The sequence below is a fragment of the Clostridium sp. UBA5712 genome (assembly GCF_002419845.1).
Taxonomy (GTDB): Bacteria; Bacillota; Clostridia; order Clostridiales; family Clostridiaceae; genus Clostridium_J; species Clostridium_J sulfidigenes.
This window is the reverse complement of record NZ_DIGW01000011.1, coordinates 431,682-449,046: the sequence shown is the minus strand read 5'-3', so window position 1 is coordinate 449,046 and position 17,365 is coordinate 431,682. Positions and strand designations below refer to the sequence as shown.

Below are 17,365 nucleotides of genomic sequence, written 5' to 3'. Positions count from 1 at the left end.
TTAGTATTATGTAGATGCATAATTAAATTTAAGGAACTAGGTCAATATCAAATAAAATATTTTAATTTGTTTATACTATATGTTAGAACTCAAAATATATTTAGTTTCGTGCAATATTGTGCATGTTAAAAGGAGAGATATTTATGGATATAAGAGAAATTCCCAAAAGCCAGTTACTTAAAAATGTTTCAATAGATCAAATTAATAGATGTTCAAAAGAACCTATGATGTTAAGTAATACTCAAGTTATGGTAAGACAACAGGATAATGAGTATTTTGTCATAGAAGGTCTTGAAAAAATATTAAGTACTGATAAAAATAAAGATGGTGATGACTTAATAAAATGTTACGTAGTATAATTTTAGAGTGATATTTAATAAATTATTTAAGATAGAGCATAAACTTTATGAAAAATATTTTAATTAAAAACTCCATTAAAAACACATAAGTTATTGGTATAATCTAATAAATAATTATTATGGAGGGATAGCATGTTTACTAGAATAAAGAAATCGGTTAATAGCTTTTTAGATAAGATTGCAAAACAAAATGAGGAACTATATGGGAAGAGAAAAATGGATTGCTGTAATTTAAATAATCAAAATCAGAAGAAGTCTATAAGAAATAAGTAATAGATAAATGTTTTATATAATATAAGAATTATAAGATATATTTATAGTATATACATTGAAATTATAGATAAGGTTTCACATATAACAAAATATAATAATTATATTTTAAATTTTTATTGACAAATTCAACAACTCCTAATAAAATTTACTCAGTGAATTTCATCTAAAGGAAAGGTGTATATAAAAGAATGGAGAATAAAATCAAATTATATGGCTTTAATAATCTTACTAAGACACTAAGTTTTAACATCTATGACATTTGCTATGCAAAGGGTGAAAGAGAACAAAAGGAGTATGTAGATTATATTGATGAGCAATACAATTCAGAAAGATTAACTAAAATATTATGCGATGTTACTGATATTATTGGTGCTCATGTGTTAAACATATCCAAGCAGGACTATGATCCTCAAGGTGCAAGTGTAACCATATTAATTTCTGAGGAACCTTTAGGGGATGGGGTAATAGATGAATCATGTAATAGTGGTAAATATATTTTAAAAACTAAGGAGACTGTTGTTGCACATTTGGATAAGAGTCATGTAACGGTACATACTTATCCTGAATATCATCCAGATAATTCTATAGCAACCTTTCGAGTAGATATAGACGTATCTACTTGTGGACAAATTTCTCCGCTAAATGCATTAGATTATCTAATTAGCAGTTTTGACTCTGATATAATTACCATTGATTACCGTGTTCGAGGATTCACTCGTGACATTAATGGTAAAAAGTGTTTTATAGATACACCAATTAAATCAATTCAAGATTATATTGATGATAAGACTTTGCAAAAGTATGATGCTATGGATATAAACATGTATCAAACAAATATATTTCATACTAAAATGCTTATAAAGGAAATTGATTTACAGAACTACCTATTTAAAAAAGATACTCATGAATTTTTACCAAGAGAAAGACTTAATATAAGTAATGCACTTAGAAAAGAAATGATAGAAATATTTAGTGGTAAGAATGTTTATAATGAATAATATTATATTAACTAGGAGGATGAAAAATGGAGTTATGGTATACTGAGAATCACTCAGAGACTGTTAGGTTTTCAATAAAGGTTGACAAGCAAATATATGCTGGGAAAAGTGATTTTCAAAGAATAGATGTATTTGAGACAAAGGAATTCGGAAGATTTTTCACTTTAGATGGAATAGTTATGATAACAGAAAAGGATGAATTTATTTATCATGATATGATAGTTCATGTTCCTATGGCTACAAATCCTAAGATTGAAAAAGTTTTAGTTATAGGAGCTGGAGATGGTGGAACAATCAGAGAACTAACAAGATATAATACAATAAAAGAAATAGACATGGTTGAAATCGATAAAAAAGTAGTTGATGTATGTTTAGAGTATTTTCCTATAACATCAAGTAAACTAAAGGATGAAAGAGTAAACTTATACTTTGAAGATGGTATTAAATTTGTAAAAAATAGGAAAAATTACTATGATTTAATAATAGTAGATTCTACTGATCCAATAGGACCTGGAGAGGGCTTATTTACAAAAGAATTCTATAGAGATTGTTACGATGCATTAAATGAAGAAGGAATTTTAGTAAATCAACATGAAAGTCCTTATTATGAAATGTATGCTAGTTCTATGAAGAGAGCTCATAAGCGTATAAAAGAATCCTTCCCAATAGGGAAAGTGTATCAAGTTCATATTCCAACTTACTCATCAGGACATTGGTTATTTGGATTCGCATCTAAAAAGTATGATCCAGTAAAAGATTTAAATGCTGAGGCATGGAACTCTTTAGGGTTAAAGACTAAGTATTATAATACAGACTTACATGTGGGATCTTTTGCTCTCCCTAACTATGTTTTAGATATGCTAGATCATGCTTGTGATGAAGAATAATATTCAATATACATAATAAAAGAAATTGAAGATATATTTTTCTATATAGATAAAATTAAAAATATTAATAAAAAACCTTTGACATATTAAAATTAATTTAACATGTTTTAAAGGTTTTTTATTTTTAAACATTTTGAATATATGGTAAAATGTATATTGAGTTTAGGAGGAATTAATATGAAGTGTAAAATATGTGGAATGAATATTAATGAAAAGAATTATGATTTTAATTCATTTGCTTTTATAAATAAAAATTCTATAAGTAACATAGTATACTGTCCGTTCTGTGGAGTAAGCAGTATTTATTTAAGTGGTGATGATGAAGTTATTGAAGTAGATAGTAAGAAGCTAGATATAAACACATTAAGAATTTTAGACCATGCCGTTAAGCTTGAAATATTTAATGGAGAGTTTTATAAAGAAGCAGCTAAAAAAGCAAAGAGTGAAGAAGTTTCTAAGGCTTTTCAGGCTTTATCAAAAATAGAAATTTTTCATTCAAAGGTTCATATGGGATTAGGAGGTTTTACTAAAACACCTGCTTTGACTAAAATAAACTATGACAAGTATGATAGTGACGAAGCACTTTTGAAATTGGCAAAGGAAAGAGAAGAGCATGCTGTTTACTATTATGAAAGATATAAGAATGAAGTATGCGATGAAAATGTAAAAAGAGTTTTCCAAGCTTTAATTGAAGTGGAAAAGGAACATATAGAGCTTACCTATGAGTATAATTTAATATAGATAAGCTTTATATAGATTAAACACAAGAAAATTAGTTACTATATGAACAAATTGAGAAATCTATTCATATACATTAGGCTTAAAAAATGTTAAAATAGTATTTTAGGCGAATATAGTATGGAAAAAATGAATTATAAAGGAGGAGAATATATGAAAGATTATGTTATTATTACAGATTCAACGGTAGATTTACCTCTTGATAATATAGAGAAAATAAATATAGGCATTATACCTATGGCCTTTGATATGGAAAATAAAACCTATACACACTATCCTGATGAGAGAGAAATGACAAGCCATGAGTTTTACGAGAGACTAAAAAATGGTGATACTTCTGTTACAACACAGATAAATTATTTTACTTATAGAGAGTGCTTTGAAAAGCTACTGAAGGAAGGAAAGGATATTTTATATATAGCGTTTTCTTCAGGACTTAGTGGAACATATAATAACTCTCAATTAGTGATACAAGATCTTAAAGAGGAATACCCTGAAAGAAAAATTATATCAGTTGACTCTCTTTCAGCTTCAGTTGGGGAAGGGCTTCTAGTATATAATGCTGCAATGAAAAAAGAAGAAGGCTTATCCATTGAGGAATTGGTGAAGTGGATAGAAGAACATAGAAATAATACTTGTCACTGGTTTACAGTTGAAGATTTACATCACTTAAAACGAGGTGGAAGGATTTCTTCAGTGGAAGCAATTATTGGGACAACCTTAAAGATAAAGCCTGTATTGAGTGTTGACTATGAGGGAAAGTTAGTAAATGTATCTAAAGTAAGAGGAGAAAAAAAATCCTTGGAGAAATTACTAGATAAGATGCTAGAAGATGGTATAAACCTGAAGGAACAAACTATTATCATAGGTCATGCAGATAGCTTAGAAAGAGCTGAGTATCTTGCTAATATTATTAGAGAAAAGGAACTCGTAAAAGATATTATTATTAGTACTATAGGTCCAATAATTGGAACTCACACTGGTCAAGGAATGATAGGACTAACATTTATGGGAAACAAAAACTTAAAATAAGAACTTATTAAGAATTATTATGGAATATTTATTTATAATATAGCAAAAGAAGCCTAGGTTAGTGGTAATTTAACCTAGGATTCTTTTATATATCTAGAAATTCAGAGTTTTCTTCTGAATTTTTTTTAGAAACTCTTCCATATAAGAATCCAATTCCAAAACATACTATAAAAATTAAGAAGAGTAAAAAATGGTCAATGGGATTATAAATTATATATTTTACATCTGACTTTAACATTTTTAGTATCATTAGTAATTTGGTGTGTGGTAATAATGATTTTAAATCTATGAACAGCATAGAAATAATTGAAATAGGCACTTGAAGAGAACAGATAAAACCTACTAAACATCTAATAGATAATTTAAAAGATTTTTCTAAATAGTATTTATTAAAGACAGATATAATTAATAAAGAACCCAATATAGGTATAATTAAATAATTGCTTTCTAGCTTATATATGGAGAATCCATATATAATTCCAATTATAAATGTAAAAATAAAGGAAAGTATAATTGATTTAATTAGGTTATTATTTGGTTTGTTATAAATATTATTTGAAATCTCGGTAATTACATCAGTATCATTTACAGATACTTTGTCTAGTTGCATAATTATAGTATTATAAAGTTTTTCCATATCTATATCTTTAAAAAGATTAAGAGATATCTGAAAGGAAGTTGGTGGAATCCCTAAAAGTGAATTTAAATTATTACATATAGATGATTTTGTTTTTTTATTTAGGTCCTTAATTAGCAAGAAAGATAACATAGGATTATTTTGATAATTATAGATTTGTATATTATAAATATCTTTCCAAAATGCAAATTTTTTAATAAATGGTGTAGTGATTTTAATATATTCATAAGTAATTTCAATTTGAAATTTCTTTAGAATTTCAATATTTATAAATAGATACATAAAGAAAATAGAAAGTACAAGTAAAATCAAGCTAAAAACAATGCCCATAATGGGATTTTCTTTAGTAATAAATATAAATATAAGAATAGATAATATTAAAAAAATAGTACAAAAAATAAATAAAGAAATTTTAGAGACTTTTTTAAGCTTGATTTTTGATAAAGTGGAAGGGTATAAGTGTCCATAAAAACCTCCTAAAAAATTATGTTATAATATAAATTATAGCATAATTTTTATTTTTATACTTATATGTTTTAATTACTCTCCTTGAGACGGATCTAATGCTACTCTCAAGATATCACCAAGAACATTAAAGCTTAATACAATTAATAGTATCATAAGACCTGGAAAAATTGCTAAGTAAGTCTTATCACCAATTCTGGCTTGAGCAGTTTGAAGCATGCTTCCGAGAGAAGCCATCGGTTGTTGTACCCCTAGACCTAAAAAACTTAAAGATGATTCCATAAGTATAGCATCGGCTATATTTATGCTAGCTGCAACAATTACTGTGGAAATAGCATTAGGTATTATATGTGTTTTTACTATTTTTATATTATTGCTACCTAAGGCTTTAGAACATAGAATATAATCCCTTTCTTTTATAGATAATGTTTCTGAGCGGACTATTCTAGCGATACTCATCCATCCAAATATACCTATAATGATTATTATATTGGCTATACTTGGTCTTAAATAAGAATTTACTATTAGTAGTAAAAAGAATAGAGGTATACTCATTAACATGTCTATTATTCTCATTATAATAGCATCAACTTTGCCTCCTAATAGTCCGCTTATAGCACCAACTAGGGTGCCGATGAATATAGATACCATCATGGAGAGTACACCTACTATTAAGGAGATTCGTGCACCATATAAAGCTCTAGTAAAGTAATCTCTTCCGAGTTCATCTGTTCCAAATATATTTTTAAAATTTGGAGAAATAAATTGATTACTCATATCAATAGTATCAGGATTATAAGGAGTCAAAAATGCAAAAACAGATAAAATAATTATTAAAATTAAGCATACTAAAGCAAATATTCCTAATTTATTTTTTTTAAGCTCTCTTATAAAATTTTCTTTAAATCTAATACTAAACATTTTCATCCCCCCTACGTATTCTAGGATCTACTAGTACATAACTAATATCAGCAAGTAGATTTCCTATAACAACCATTATTGAGGTAACTAAAGTCATAGCCATTATAACTGGATAATCTAAGGCTTTTATTGAGTTAATGCCAAGTCTTCCCATACCAGGCCATCCAAAGATAGTTTCAGTGATAAATGCACCAGAAACTAAAGATGGTAAGCTCATTCCAAGAATTGTTATCATTGGAAGAAGAGCATTTTTCATGATATGTTTAAATAGAATTCTATTCTTACTTGCGCCTTTGGAAATTGCGGTAACAATATAATCTTGCTTTAGTTCTGTTATAGTACAAGAACGTACATATCTTGTAAGAACAGCTATATTAGAAAAACTAAGTACTATAGTAGGTAATATACCGTGTTTTATAACATCTAATATTGAAGTTACACCTATAGTTCTCATACCAACACTAGGAAGCCACTTTAATTTTAAAGAAAATATTGAAAGCAATATCATTGCAAACCAAAAGCTAGGTATAGAGATTGCAATATAGTTTAATATATTTGTAAATCTGTCTAAGAATTTATTTCTATGCATGCCCGTATGTAATCCTAGGGGAATTGATATTAAAATAGCTAGAAGTAGGGAAGAACCCATAAGTCCAAGGGTAGCAAAAAATCTTGAAGAAATTTCACTAGCTACAGCTTGTCTAGAAACCAAGGAGTAACCCAAATCACCACTTAATACATTTTTTAGCCATAAGAAATATCTAGTTAGCATAGGTTTATCCAGTCCAAGACTTACTCTTATTAAATCTGCTTGCTCCTTTGACATTTTAGGGGTTATATATCCTTGAGCTGGATCTCCTGGAGCCAGATTCATAAGTAAAAAGGATACAAAGGATATAAATAAAAGCATAGGAATAGCTTGTAAAATTCTCTTTGTAATTTTATTTTTCATAATACTATCCTTTCTATGTAAAAAATTTATGTAAAAATGGCTCAAGTACCCGGAAAGGGTAAATGAGCCATAGAAATATATTTTTATTGTTGAATCATATATATTTTTGATAAATCTTCAAACATATATATAGGTACTAATTTGGCATCTTCAATTCCACCAAATTTAGCATCAACTCCGATTAATGACTTTGAATAATATAATGGGTATACTACAGCATCATCAGCTATGGTCTTTTGAATTTTTTCATATAATTCTTTTCTCTTTGCATCATCTGATTGAGAAGCTCCATCCTTCCACAACTTGTCTAGTTCTTTGTTATTATAACATTGAGCATTAAAGCTACCACTAGACATATAAGCACTAGAATATCCATCTGGATCATTTCCCATTACATATCCATTTATAAGTATATCATAATCTCTTTCTTGTTCTCCAAGGATTTTTGAGAAGTATACATTGTCATCTATTTGCTGAGCATCTACTTCTATGCCGATAGTAGAAAGTTGTTGTTTAACAACCATAGCAATTTTGCTATCTTTTGGAGTGTATTGAAAATTCAATTTTATATTACCTACACCAGACTTTTCCATAAGCTCTTTTGCTTTTTCTAAATTTTGGTCATATTTTTCTACATCATCAGTATAGAATTTTGTATTTGGAGTTAGAATAGAGTAAGCTTTTTCAGTGTTTTCTAAATTAGTATAGGATGTTTTTAAAATCTCTTCTTTATTCAGGGCATAGGATATAGCTTGTCTAACTTCTTTTTTACTTAAGTTTTCATTTTTTTCATTAAGTATAATATAGTTTAGCATTCCTTCATCAAAAGAATGAGTTTTAAACCTATCATCTGATGAGAAAGTTTCAAACTTATCTTCAGCTAAATATGCTGCAGAAACTTCTCCATTTTCAAAAGCAATTTTTGAAGTATTATCATCTGGAATTATTCTATAAACCACACTATCTAAATGAGGTTTTCCTAAATAATAATCATCAAATCTTTCTAGGGTTACCATCTCACCCTTTTTCCATTCTTTGAATTTAAAAGGACCAGAACCTACTGGAGTATTATTTTTATCTGATTCTGCTAAATTGCTTTCACCCTCAAATATATGTTTTGGAATTATTTTAAAATCTCCAATTGATATATAGAATGGTGCAAAGGTATTTGGAAGTTTAAATTCAACAGTTAAGTCATCAATTTTATTAGCTTGGACTTCTTTTTTATCAATAACAAAAGTTTGTCTAGCATCAATTCCCTGACTTTCATCTTTAGCTACATTTACACTATAAACAACATCATCTGCTGTTATTTTTGTACCATCATGCCATGTTAAATTATCTTTTAATTTTAATGTATATGTAAGTTTATCTTCAGAAGTTTCCATACTTTCTGCTAAGTAATATCTTACTTCATCTTTATCAACTACATATAGTGGATCAAATAAAGCATTGTTTATTGTATAAGTAACTCTGTTTTGTTGAAAAAAAGGATTTAGGCAACTTGGATCAGTTCTAGAAGAAAATATCATTGTTCCTCCATCCTTTATTTGTTGTTGAGCAGTTTCATTCTTTTTGGACTCAGTATTAGTAGAACTATTTTTTGAACTACATCCAATTAAGGACAAGGATAGTATTAAAGATAGTCCAATACTGAGGAATCTAGTCTTTTTCATTGTAATCCCCCTTATACACTGTAAAATCAATTCATGTTTATGAATGAATCTTATGATAGTTGTAGTTACGTGAAAATACGCAACAATTCCTTATATAGGATAACATAATAAATATTAGTATATAACTCTTATTATAAATTAAAATAAATAAAATCAGTCTATCAGAAAATGTTATAACTACAAAAATCAACAATTTATTACATAATAAATTAAAGGTTTTGCTAATAGTAACTGGCAGATATAATCCATATAATAATTTCTGAAATTCTTAACATTTCATAATAGTGAATTGTATTATAAAATGGTTTGTTAAGTATAAATATATTAAAAACAGGAAAATATATTATTAAATTCTATGGAGTAAGGAATATTAAAATTAGGAGGAAAATATGATGAATAATTATGTATTACCAGAAGACAATTTAGGAGAAGAATATAATTTTGAAAATGAAATTAGTTATTATGATGAAGGATATGAAGAATGTATACGATGTGGTAATAGGGAGTGTTTAGACAATAAAAGATTATGTAGTTACTGTAGTGAAACTTGGGAATAAAATCAAATGTTTTAATGATATAAACATAGTTCTTTGCTTTAGAGGGAGTTTTTCTCCCCCTAAAGCTTACTAACAGACTTCTAAGTATCAATTTATTTGATACTTAGAAGTCGTTATCCTTTAGAGATTATTACAGTAATTTTTAGATGTTATATTTTAATTTTATAATATGCTAGACAAAAATATAATTTATTCATATAGGATTATAATAAATTTCATTATTGGCATTTGACAACAATTTAAAACAGCAGTAATATAAATTTAGTAAATACCAATAATAATGAGGAGATGATTTTATGTCAACATGTGATACATGTCCATCCAATGGTGGATGCAGTAAAGATAAAGGAAGTTGTGGAGTTGAGAACAATCCTTTAAACAATGTTAAAAAAATTATTGGAGTTATGAGTGGAAAAGGTGGCGTTGGTAAATCATCCATGGCTACTTTAATAGCAAGACAATTAAAGGAAAAAGGATATAAAGTAGGGATTTTAGATGCAGATATTACAGGGCCAAGTATACCAAGACTTCTTGGAATTACAGGACAAAAAGCTATGGCGGATGGTAAAAATATATATCCTATTGAATCTCAAGAAGGAATAAAGGTTATGTCGTTAAATCTGCTAGTAGAGAATGAAGAAGATCCTGTAATTTGGAGAGGTCCTATGATTGGTGGAATGGTTAAGCAGTTTTGGACAGATGTAATTTGGGGAGAATTAGACTATTTAGTTGTTGATATGCCACCAGGAACAGGAGACGTAGCACTAACTGTAATGCAAGATATTCCGATAAATGGAATAGTAATGGTATCTGTTCCTCAAGATTTTGTATCTATGATAGTTGCAAAGGCAGTTAATATGACTAGAAAATTAAATATAAAAGTTTTAGGTGTTATTGAGAATATGAGTTATATTAAGTGTCCTGATTGCGATAAAAAAATTAAATTATTTAATGGAGAAGATACAGAAAAGTTCTTGAAAAATCTAGATTTAAATCTTTTAGGTGAATTACCTATGATAAGTAGTATAAGCAATTTATCAAAAGGTGAAGAGCATCAAGATGAATTTAAAAACATATTTAATAAAATTGTTGAAAACATAATTAATAATTTATAATAGATAATTATTATAACTTTTTTATAGATTAGTGTATCATTATATCAGCTTATAACAGTATAAAAATTTATCATATAAAAACTATCTTAAGTCTTTGATTTGAGATAGTTTTTATATTTTTTGATTTAAATCTAAGGATTGAGCTACATTGTTGTATAAGAGATAAAAATCCAAAAACTAAAATAAAAAATAATTATTATATAAATAAAAAAATATATAATAGAGAAACTATAAATAAACATATTTTTTAAAACATTAGTTTTATTAGTATTTAGAGTGAATGTTTGTTATTTATTAATGAATATAATAAACTTTAGGAGGAGTTCTATGTTTAATGATACATTGATTGAGTGGATAGGTTATTTAGCATCTATACTAATTACTATTTCTATGTTTATGAAGGAAATATTTAAGCTAAGATTTATTAATTTAATGGGATGTATATTATTTGTAATATACGGGCTGATTATTGGAGCATATCCTGTAGCTATAGCTAATGCAATAATAGTTTTTATAAATCTATATTACTTATACAAGTTATTTAGAGAAATGAATACTAAAAATAATATTTAAATTTTAATATAATAATAAAAGTTAAGCTATAGTGAAATAGAAAAATTACACTATAGCTTTAAATATAGAATTAAAAAGTTAATTTTCTATGTAAATTCATACTAAGTTTACATAGAATTAATTTACAGATAATTTAAAGTATAGTATATTTATCAGAGAGTTTATAATTATTATTTAAGGAGGATATTGGATGTTAAAGGATGAAGAAAATATAAAAAGTGATAATGAAAGTATAGAAGAGGAAAATGTAACAGAAGAAACTATAGCTGAAACACAAGAAAACATGGAAGCAACTTTAGAAAATGAAGAAGTATTAGAGCATATAGATGAAGCTGAAAAGGCAGAAGAGTGTTCTAATGAAAATGTTAAAAAGAAAGGTGGATTTTTAGCCAAACTAGGTGCTAATATAATTGATCAGAGCATAAGTTTATTAGTAAGTTTTGCATTACTCTATTTATTTAATTTAATATTAATGCCTTTTGGATATAGATTTGGAGACAAAGTATTAGGATTTTTAGTAATATATGTAATTGTAAATATTTTATATGGTATTATAATGGAAGCTACTAAGCTAAAAACAACTATAGGAAAATTTATTTTTAAATTATAGTAGTGAAAACGTGTCTGTGTTTAGATGCGTTTTTTATTTATGGAGAAAAAGATAGATACCATGCTAAAGTATATATTATACAGAAGCAAATGATATAATTATAATAAGAAAAAATTGAATTAAGAAATTATTGTTGAGAAAGTTATTATTAATAATTAATGTTTTAAGCTGGAGGATTAAATATAAATGAATAGAATCACTACAACAAAGAATAAGAAAATTACAATCTTAGCAACTACAGATATACATGGAAACATTTTAGGATATAACTATGATAAGGGTGAAAGCTTCAATAATAGTGGAATGAATCGTATTTATTCTTATATAAAGCAAGTTAAGAGTGAAAATCTTAATACTTTGGTAGTGGATAATGGAGATATAATTCAAGGAAATACGTTAACAGATGAAATGTATAGTAATAAAAAGGATGAAAAACATCCTGTGATTTCTGCTATGAATTTTATGGGATATGATGCTATGGTATTGGGAAATCATGAATTTAACTTTGGACTTGATTTAATAAAATCTCTTGAAAAGCAAAGTAACTTTCCATTTCTTTCAGCAAATGTAGACTATAGAGAAAGTGGTGAAGACTTTGTAAAGACACATACAATTATAAATTGTGGTGGAGTGAGAGTTGGAATTATAGGGTTAACTACTCCTAATGTACCAAGATGGGTAGGAAATCTAGTGAAGGATCTAAATTTTCATGATCTTGGTGAAACTGCCTATAGGTATGTAAGTGAAATTAGGGATAAAGTAGATATTATAATGGTTATGGCTCATGCAAGCATGGTTTCAGAACATGATAAGAAGAATGAAAGAGATGCAGCTGAAAAAATATTGAGATTATGTCCGGAGATAGATGTACTAGTAGTTGGGCATTTTCATATAACAGTAAAAGAAAAAAGAGGAAAAACGCTCATTGGAGGGGCTACAGATAGTGGACAGGAAGTAATTCGTTTTGATTTAACCTTGGACAATAATAATCATGTTATAGATGGACAAGTTAAAGTTGTATCCATGAAGCCGTATTATCCTAGCGAAGAGTTAAGTGGATTACCAGTTATTAAGAAAGCACATGAAACAACTATGGATTTTGTCACAGAAATAATAGGAGAAGCCACAGAAGATTTTCAACCAAAGGATGAGATAAGCTTTATACCTGAAGGACGGCTTAGAGATACTCCACTTATAGAGTTGATAAATAAGGTTCAACTTATAAATTCTGGTGCAGATGTTACATCAACTTCTTTAATTAGGGATGATAGTAATATAAAAAAAGGTGTTATTACTTATGGACATATTTTCAATGTATACAAGTTTACTACTTTTCTTTATGTAGTAGAAGTTACAGGGAAAGAGTTAAAGAATTATATGGAATGGGCTGCTTCAGCTTACAATCAGTGGAAGTCAGGAGATATTTCTATAAGCTTTACCATGGATATTCCAGGATATCAACATGAATTTTTTGCTGGAGTAAATTATAAAGTAGATATTTCTAAACCAGTAGGTCATCGAATTGTAGATTTAATTTTCAAAGGTGATTTAGTGAAAGAAAATCAAAAATTAAAATTAGCAACCAGTGATTATTGCTATTTTGCAAATTTAAAAGGTAGAAAATTAGCAAAGAATAATTATATTTGGAAATCTTCTAATACAATTAGAGATATGATAGTAGAATATATTAAAAATCAAGGTATTATATCTCCACAAGTGGATAATAACTGGGAGATAACTGGAGTTAATTTGGAATCACCATATAAAGAGAAAATAATTAAATTAGTTAATGAAGGTAGTATTGAATTACCCTATAATAAAGCTTTAAATATAGATGAACTTAAAAAATTGGGTTTAATAGATGTGAAGTAGGAATATTTGTATTGACTATATATATTTATTATGGTAAATTATACTTGTAATTTTAAATTTAGGAAGGGGACAATGAGATGTTGATTAGAATCAATTGTTAGTTAAATTTTCGAGAAAAGAAAATATTTAAATTAAAAGAGGTTTTGTTTACGTTATAGGTCTATAGTACATCTATAGGATTTTTTGTGATACTTCTTTTTAAAACAATTGAAATGAAATCAATCTTATTGAGCTATTTCTAAATTTTACTTAATTATTATAATTAGCTTTGCTTAAGATGTGAATCTTAAGAAGGGTATTTTATAGGATTATTTTTAGTGAATGCCACAATTATTTATGTTTTAAATAATTTGTGATTTACAAGGTGTCCTAAGTTTATAATAATATTTGTTAATATATATTTTTAAATGTAAAGAAGTACTTAAAGTATGAGTAAATATGGTAACATATTTAATACTTTGCTGTGTCTTTGAATTTATAGGATATATAATAATATGAAACTTTATCTGTATATACTGGGTAAAGTAGATGATATATACTAAATTAGAGATTTAGTATATTAACTAAGTAAAATAAAAATGTTAGATTTGGCTGTAAGAGAGAGATTCTTTCTTACAGCTTTTTTGTTGCTCAATAAGGGGATTTCTAAAAAAGTAAAAAGATAAAGTAGAAAAAGGGGGATTTAATAGTGAATTATTATGAGGATAAGAAAATTAGGATAAGAGACATAGAAAAAGGAGATATCATTAATTTGTTTTCTTGTAGAATTGACAAGGAGATTAATAGGTATGATCCAAGACCTATACCAAGTAATAGTAGAGAATTAATTCAAGAATGTAAAATCTATTGTGATAACTTTGAAAGAAATGTGATCAATGATAGATTAGAAGATCGAATGTATAAGTATTTTATAATCACCGATAATGATGAAAATTTTATAGGTTTTGTCAACTTCTTTAGTATAGATACAGTTGCAAAGCAGGGGGAAATGGGAGTTACTATAGGTGATAAAAGATATTGGAGGAAAAGCATAGCTTATGACTCTATCAAGATAGCCATGAACTATATATTTAATACCATGGATATAAATAGAATATATGTGGAGATTGAAGAAAATAATAAGCCATCATTGTTACTATTTAACAAGCTAGGATTTAAAAAATGTGATGAGTATATGGAAGATGGAGAATTTAAATTTATAGTAATGGACATTAAATCTCATAACGAATAAATTTTAAATAGTTTCATATACAGAAATTTACCTGTGAAACTATTTAAATATAGAACTATACAACTAGTTAAATAGTTGAATTCAGTAAGTTTAGATAAAGAATAAATTAAAATATACTTAAATTGAAGGGGGGAAGCGATTGAGGTATCTATTAGATAATCTTATTGCTAAATTAATTATGAAGAATAAAAAAATGTTAAGTCCAATGATATTAAAACTTGAAGAGGATATGAATTCTGGAAATGATAATGCTATAGATATATTTTGGGAAAAGATCGAAAGAGAAGGGGCGCCTCTTATTGAAGACATAGAGGGAGATGAAGAAAATTCAATTGTAACTGTAATTTGGAGACAGGATAGAGAAATTGATAATATATTTGTTTTCAGTGAAATCTTTGGAGGATGGATGTTCGGAGAAGGCGATAAAAAAACTAATTTATATAGATTAGGCAATAGTGATTTATGGTATAGAAGTGCTATTTTATCTAAAAAAGCTCGTTGTTTATATACATTGATAGCAAATGTTAATGAAGAGTATGAATGGAGGGATGAAGATGTAATCATAGATCCTCTTAATCCTAAAACTTATACACCTGTAAGAGATGAAGAAAATCCAGAAGATATAGCGCTTCTTGTACCTACCGAAAATATAATTGAGATGCCTGAGGCTAAAGAAAAAATATGGACAAAGGAAAGAACTGATAATAAAACAGGAAAAATTCATATGTCTAGATTTAAACTTAAGTCAGATAAAAAGGAAAGAAGAGTTTGGATATACACCCCTTATGGATATGAAGAAGATGGAAGTGATAACAATCTAATGGTGTTTACTGATGGATGGGAATATATAAACTTAGTAGAAGCTCCCAAAATACTAGATAATCTCATAGGTGATAGGCATATAAGTCCTACCTGTGCTGTATTTATTGAAGGCTCAGATAATAGAGCAAAAGAATTAATTTGTAATAATGAATTTTTAAAATTTATTACAGAAGATATATTACCATGGGTTAGGGAAAATTATAAGGTGACAAAAAATCCTAAAAATACAATTATTACAGGATTAAGTTTAGGTGGACAATTTGCAGCTTATGCAGCACTTAATGGATATGATATATTCGGAAATGTTCTATCACAATCAGGAGCCTTTGCATGGTTTATTGATGATAAGGTAGAAATACAACTTGATTCTGAAGGAAATAGTAAACTAATAGAGGAATACAAGGATTCAGAGGTATTACCAATAGACTTCTATTTAAATATGGGAAGCCTAGAGGGATTTTCAAAAGGTCATGTGGAGGCAAATAACAGAATGATAGCTACATTAAAAAGTAAAGGATACAATGTAACTTCTGAAACTTTTATAGGTGCTCATCTTTATTATGATTGGCAAGATAATCTAGCAAATGGTGTAAAAGCTTTGTTAGTAGATAAAAAATAAAGAGGTTAATTAAATAAAATTATTAGATAATTTTTATTATTAAAATGATTTGAACAGATACTTAAGGGGGTATAGTATATGAAATTTAAAAAGTGGTCAAAGGAAATATTAAGTTATGAATTAAGGGATGGATATAGACTAGAAAGGGCTGATAATAAAGGGTTCACTGATTACTATACAGTTTACTCACAGATGAACATTGCCAATGGCTTCTTTAAGAAAAGTTATGACGTAATGAGAACTGTAGTTGATGATGAAGATGAATGCTTTTGGATTATTAAAGATGATAAAAAAATAGGTGGAGTGTTTATAGAACCTAATAATATATCAGAATTATTCATTATACCTCCCTATTCAAATGTAGATTTATTATTAGAAAGACTTAAAGAAATTCTAGTTTTTTGGTCAGATACTACAAAGGATATACTTGCGGATATAGTACAACCATCTTTAGTTGAAAATTATGAGAAAATAGGATTTAAGAAAATTGAAAGCGGTAGGTGGATGATAAGACCGACAGAAGAATTCAATATTATGTGGAGAGAAGGTTTTTATGCGAATTTACCTAAAAGAGAAAATCAAGGAGAAATAGGAAAGTTACTTTATGAGGCTTTTGAAAACAATGTGAATCTTCATAGTAGTTATACTCTAGAGGAATATACAGGTTGGGTAAAAGAATACTTTGATGATTATTTAGACAGTGACATGCTAAATAGAGCTTCTACCCTTGTATATGATGGGAATACTAATGAGCTAGTGGGAGTTTGCTATGTATCACTTTGGCAGGAATGGCCTTTAATATCTCAGATAGCTGTTAAGCCAAGCTATGAAGGCAGGGGTATTGGAACTAAGATGCTAAAAAAGGCGCTTACTATTCTAAAGAAAGAATATCCTGTAGTTAGGCTGTATGTTGATATAGGAAATGAAGCTGAGGAGGTTTATGAGAACTTAGGCTTTTTAAAGGGACTTGAGCTGACACAGATGAAGTTAGTTTAATTAAAAGAAATGGTTTCAATATAATCAATTGA

18 protein-coding genes are annotated in these 17,365 nt (G+C 27.7%); 14 read left to right on the top strand and 4 right to left on the bottom strand.

The window, feature by feature from the left end; translation table 11 throughout:
• Positions 1 to 143 precede the first annotated feature (143 nt).
• The 6 genes from B3B03_RS08390 to B3B03_RS08365 all read left to right on the top strand — a co-directional run bounded on the left by B3B03_RS08390 (position 144) and on the right by B3B03_RS08365 (position 4,287).
• A complete protein-coding gene (locus B3B03_RS08390; RefSeq protein ID WP_346876985.1) occupies positions 144 to 359 on the top strand; it encodes a hypothetical protein in 216 nt (71 codons plus the stop codon).
• A 132-nt stretch (positions 360 to 491) separates the two neighbouring features.
• Positions 492 to 632: an LDCC motif putative metal-binding protein gene (locus B3B03_RS08385; protein ID WP_156964382.1), complete on the top strand. Its 141-nt coding sequence runs from the start codon at positions 492 to 494 to the stop codon at positions 630 to 632.
• A 188-nt stretch (positions 633 to 820) separates the two neighbouring features.
• The gene (speD, locus tag B3B03_RS08380) at positions 821 to 1,630 is read left to right on the top strand and encodes an adenosylmethionine decarboxylase (protein WP_035134951.1); all 810 of its coding nucleotides are present in this window, start codon (positions 821 to 823) and stop codon (positions 1,628 to 1,630) included.
• Between the two features lie 26 nt (positions 1,631 to 1,656).
• Entirely contained in the window at positions 1,657 to 2,517 is an 861-nt protein-coding gene (gene speE / locus B3B03_RS08375; RefSeq protein ID WP_346846493.1) for a polyamine aminopropyltransferase, read from the top strand.
• 177 nt (positions 2,518 to 2,694) lie between these two features.
• Complete coding sequence (locus B3B03_RS08370) at positions 2,695 to 3,258, top strand: ferritin family protein (RefSeq protein ID WP_346846494.1); 564 nt, start codon at positions 2,695 to 2,697, stop codon at positions 3,256 to 3,258.
• Positions 3,259 to 3,408: 150 nt separating this feature from the next.
• Positions 3,409 to 4,287, top strand: a complete 879-nt coding sequence (locus B3B03_RS08365) for a DegV family protein (RefSeq protein WP_346846495.1) — start codon at positions 3,409 to 3,411, stop codon at positions 4,285 to 4,287.
• A gap of 85 nt (positions 4,288 to 4,372) precedes the next feature.
• On the opposite strand, the gene B3B03_RS08360 is transcribed toward B3B03_RS08365, so the two are convergent.
• From B3B03_RS08360 to B3B03_RS08345, 4 genes are all read right to left on the bottom strand, one after another.
• Complete coding sequence (locus B3B03_RS08360; protein ID WP_346876984.1) at positions 4,373 to 5,254, bottom strand: hypothetical protein; 882 nt, start codon at positions 5,252 to 5,254, stop codon at positions 4,373 to 4,375.
• Between the two features lie 210 nt (positions 5,255 to 5,464).
• Complete coding sequence (locus B3B03_RS08355; protein ID WP_346876983.1) at positions 5,465 to 6,310, bottom strand: ABC transporter permease; 846 nt, start codon at positions 6,308 to 6,310, stop codon at positions 5,465 to 5,467.
• Positions 6,303 to 7,262 carry an ABC transporter permease gene (locus tag B3B03_RS08350; RefSeq protein ID WP_346876982.1) on the bottom strand — a complete coding sequence of 320 codons (960 nt, stop codon included), beginning with the start codon at positions 7,260 to 7,262 and terminating at the stop codon, positions 6,303 to 6,305. The genes B3B03_RS08355 and B3B03_RS08350 overlap by 8 nt, the downstream gene beginning before the upstream one ends.
• 83 nt (positions 7,263 to 7,345) lie before the next feature.
• Positions 7,346 to 8,938 carry an ABC transporter substrate-binding protein gene (locus tag B3B03_RS08345; RefSeq protein ID WP_346876981.1) on the bottom strand — a complete coding sequence of 531 codons (1,593 nt, stop codon included), beginning with the start codon at positions 8,936 to 8,938 and terminating at the stop codon, positions 7,346 to 7,348.
• Positions 8,939 to 9,327: 389 nt separating this feature from the next.
• Between B3B03_RS08345 and B3B03_RS08340 the strand changes: the two genes are divergently transcribed.
• From B3B03_RS08340 to B3B03_RS08305, 8 genes are all read left to right on the top strand, one after another.
• Positions 9,328 to 9,495 (top strand): hypothetical protein, encoded by a 168-nt coding sequence (locus tag B3B03_RS08340; RefSeq protein WP_346846500.1) that lies wholly within the window; start codon positions 9,328 to 9,330, stop codon positions 9,493 to 9,495.
• A gap of 296 nt (positions 9,496 to 9,791) precedes the next feature.
• Positions 9,792 to 10,610 carry an Mrp/NBP35 family ATP-binding protein gene (locus B3B03_RS08335; protein WP_346846501.1) on the top strand — a complete coding sequence of 273 codons (819 nt, stop codon included), beginning with the start codon at positions 9,792 to 9,794 and terminating at the stop codon, positions 10,608 to 10,610.
• Between the two features lie 297 nt (positions 10,611 to 10,907).
• The gene (locus tag B3B03_RS08330; protein ID WP_084178204.1) at positions 10,908 to 11,183 is read left to right on the top strand and encodes a YgjV family protein; all 276 of its coding nucleotides are present in this window, start codon (positions 10,908 to 10,910) and stop codon (positions 11,181 to 11,183) included.
• A gap of 190 nt (positions 11,184 to 11,373) precedes the next feature.
• Positions 11,374 to 11,793, top strand: coding sequence for a hypothetical protein (locus B3B03_RS08325; protein WP_346846503.1), 420 nt, complete (start codon positions 11,374 to 11,376; stop codon positions 11,791 to 11,793).
• Between the two features lie 186 nt (positions 11,794 to 11,979).
• The gene (locus tag B3B03_RS08320; protein WP_346846504.1) at positions 11,980 to 13,665 is read left to right on the top strand and encodes a bifunctional metallophosphatase/5'-nucleotidase; all 1,686 of its coding nucleotides are present in this window, start codon (positions 11,980 to 11,982) and stop codon (positions 13,663 to 13,665) included.
• 688 nt (positions 13,666 to 14,353) lie between these two features.
• Positions 14,354 to 14,896, top strand: a complete 543-nt coding sequence (locus B3B03_RS08315) for a GNAT family N-acetyltransferase (RefSeq protein ID WP_346876979.1) — start codon at positions 14,354 to 14,356, stop codon at positions 14,894 to 14,896.
• 139 nt (positions 14,897 to 15,035) lie between these two features.
• On the top strand, positions 15,036 to 16,337 hold the full coding sequence (locus B3B03_RS08310; protein ID WP_346876978.1) for an alpha/beta hydrolase: 1,302 nt from the start codon (positions 15,036 to 15,038) through the stop codon (positions 16,335 to 16,337).
• 78 nt (positions 16,338 to 16,415) lie between these two features.
• Positions 16,416 to 17,333 carry a GNAT family N-acetyltransferase gene (locus B3B03_RS08305; protein WP_346876977.1) on the top strand — a complete coding sequence of 306 codons (918 nt, stop codon included), beginning with the start codon at positions 16,416 to 16,418 and terminating at the stop codon, positions 17,331 to 17,333.
• Positions 17,334 to 17,365 lie beyond the last annotated feature (32 nt).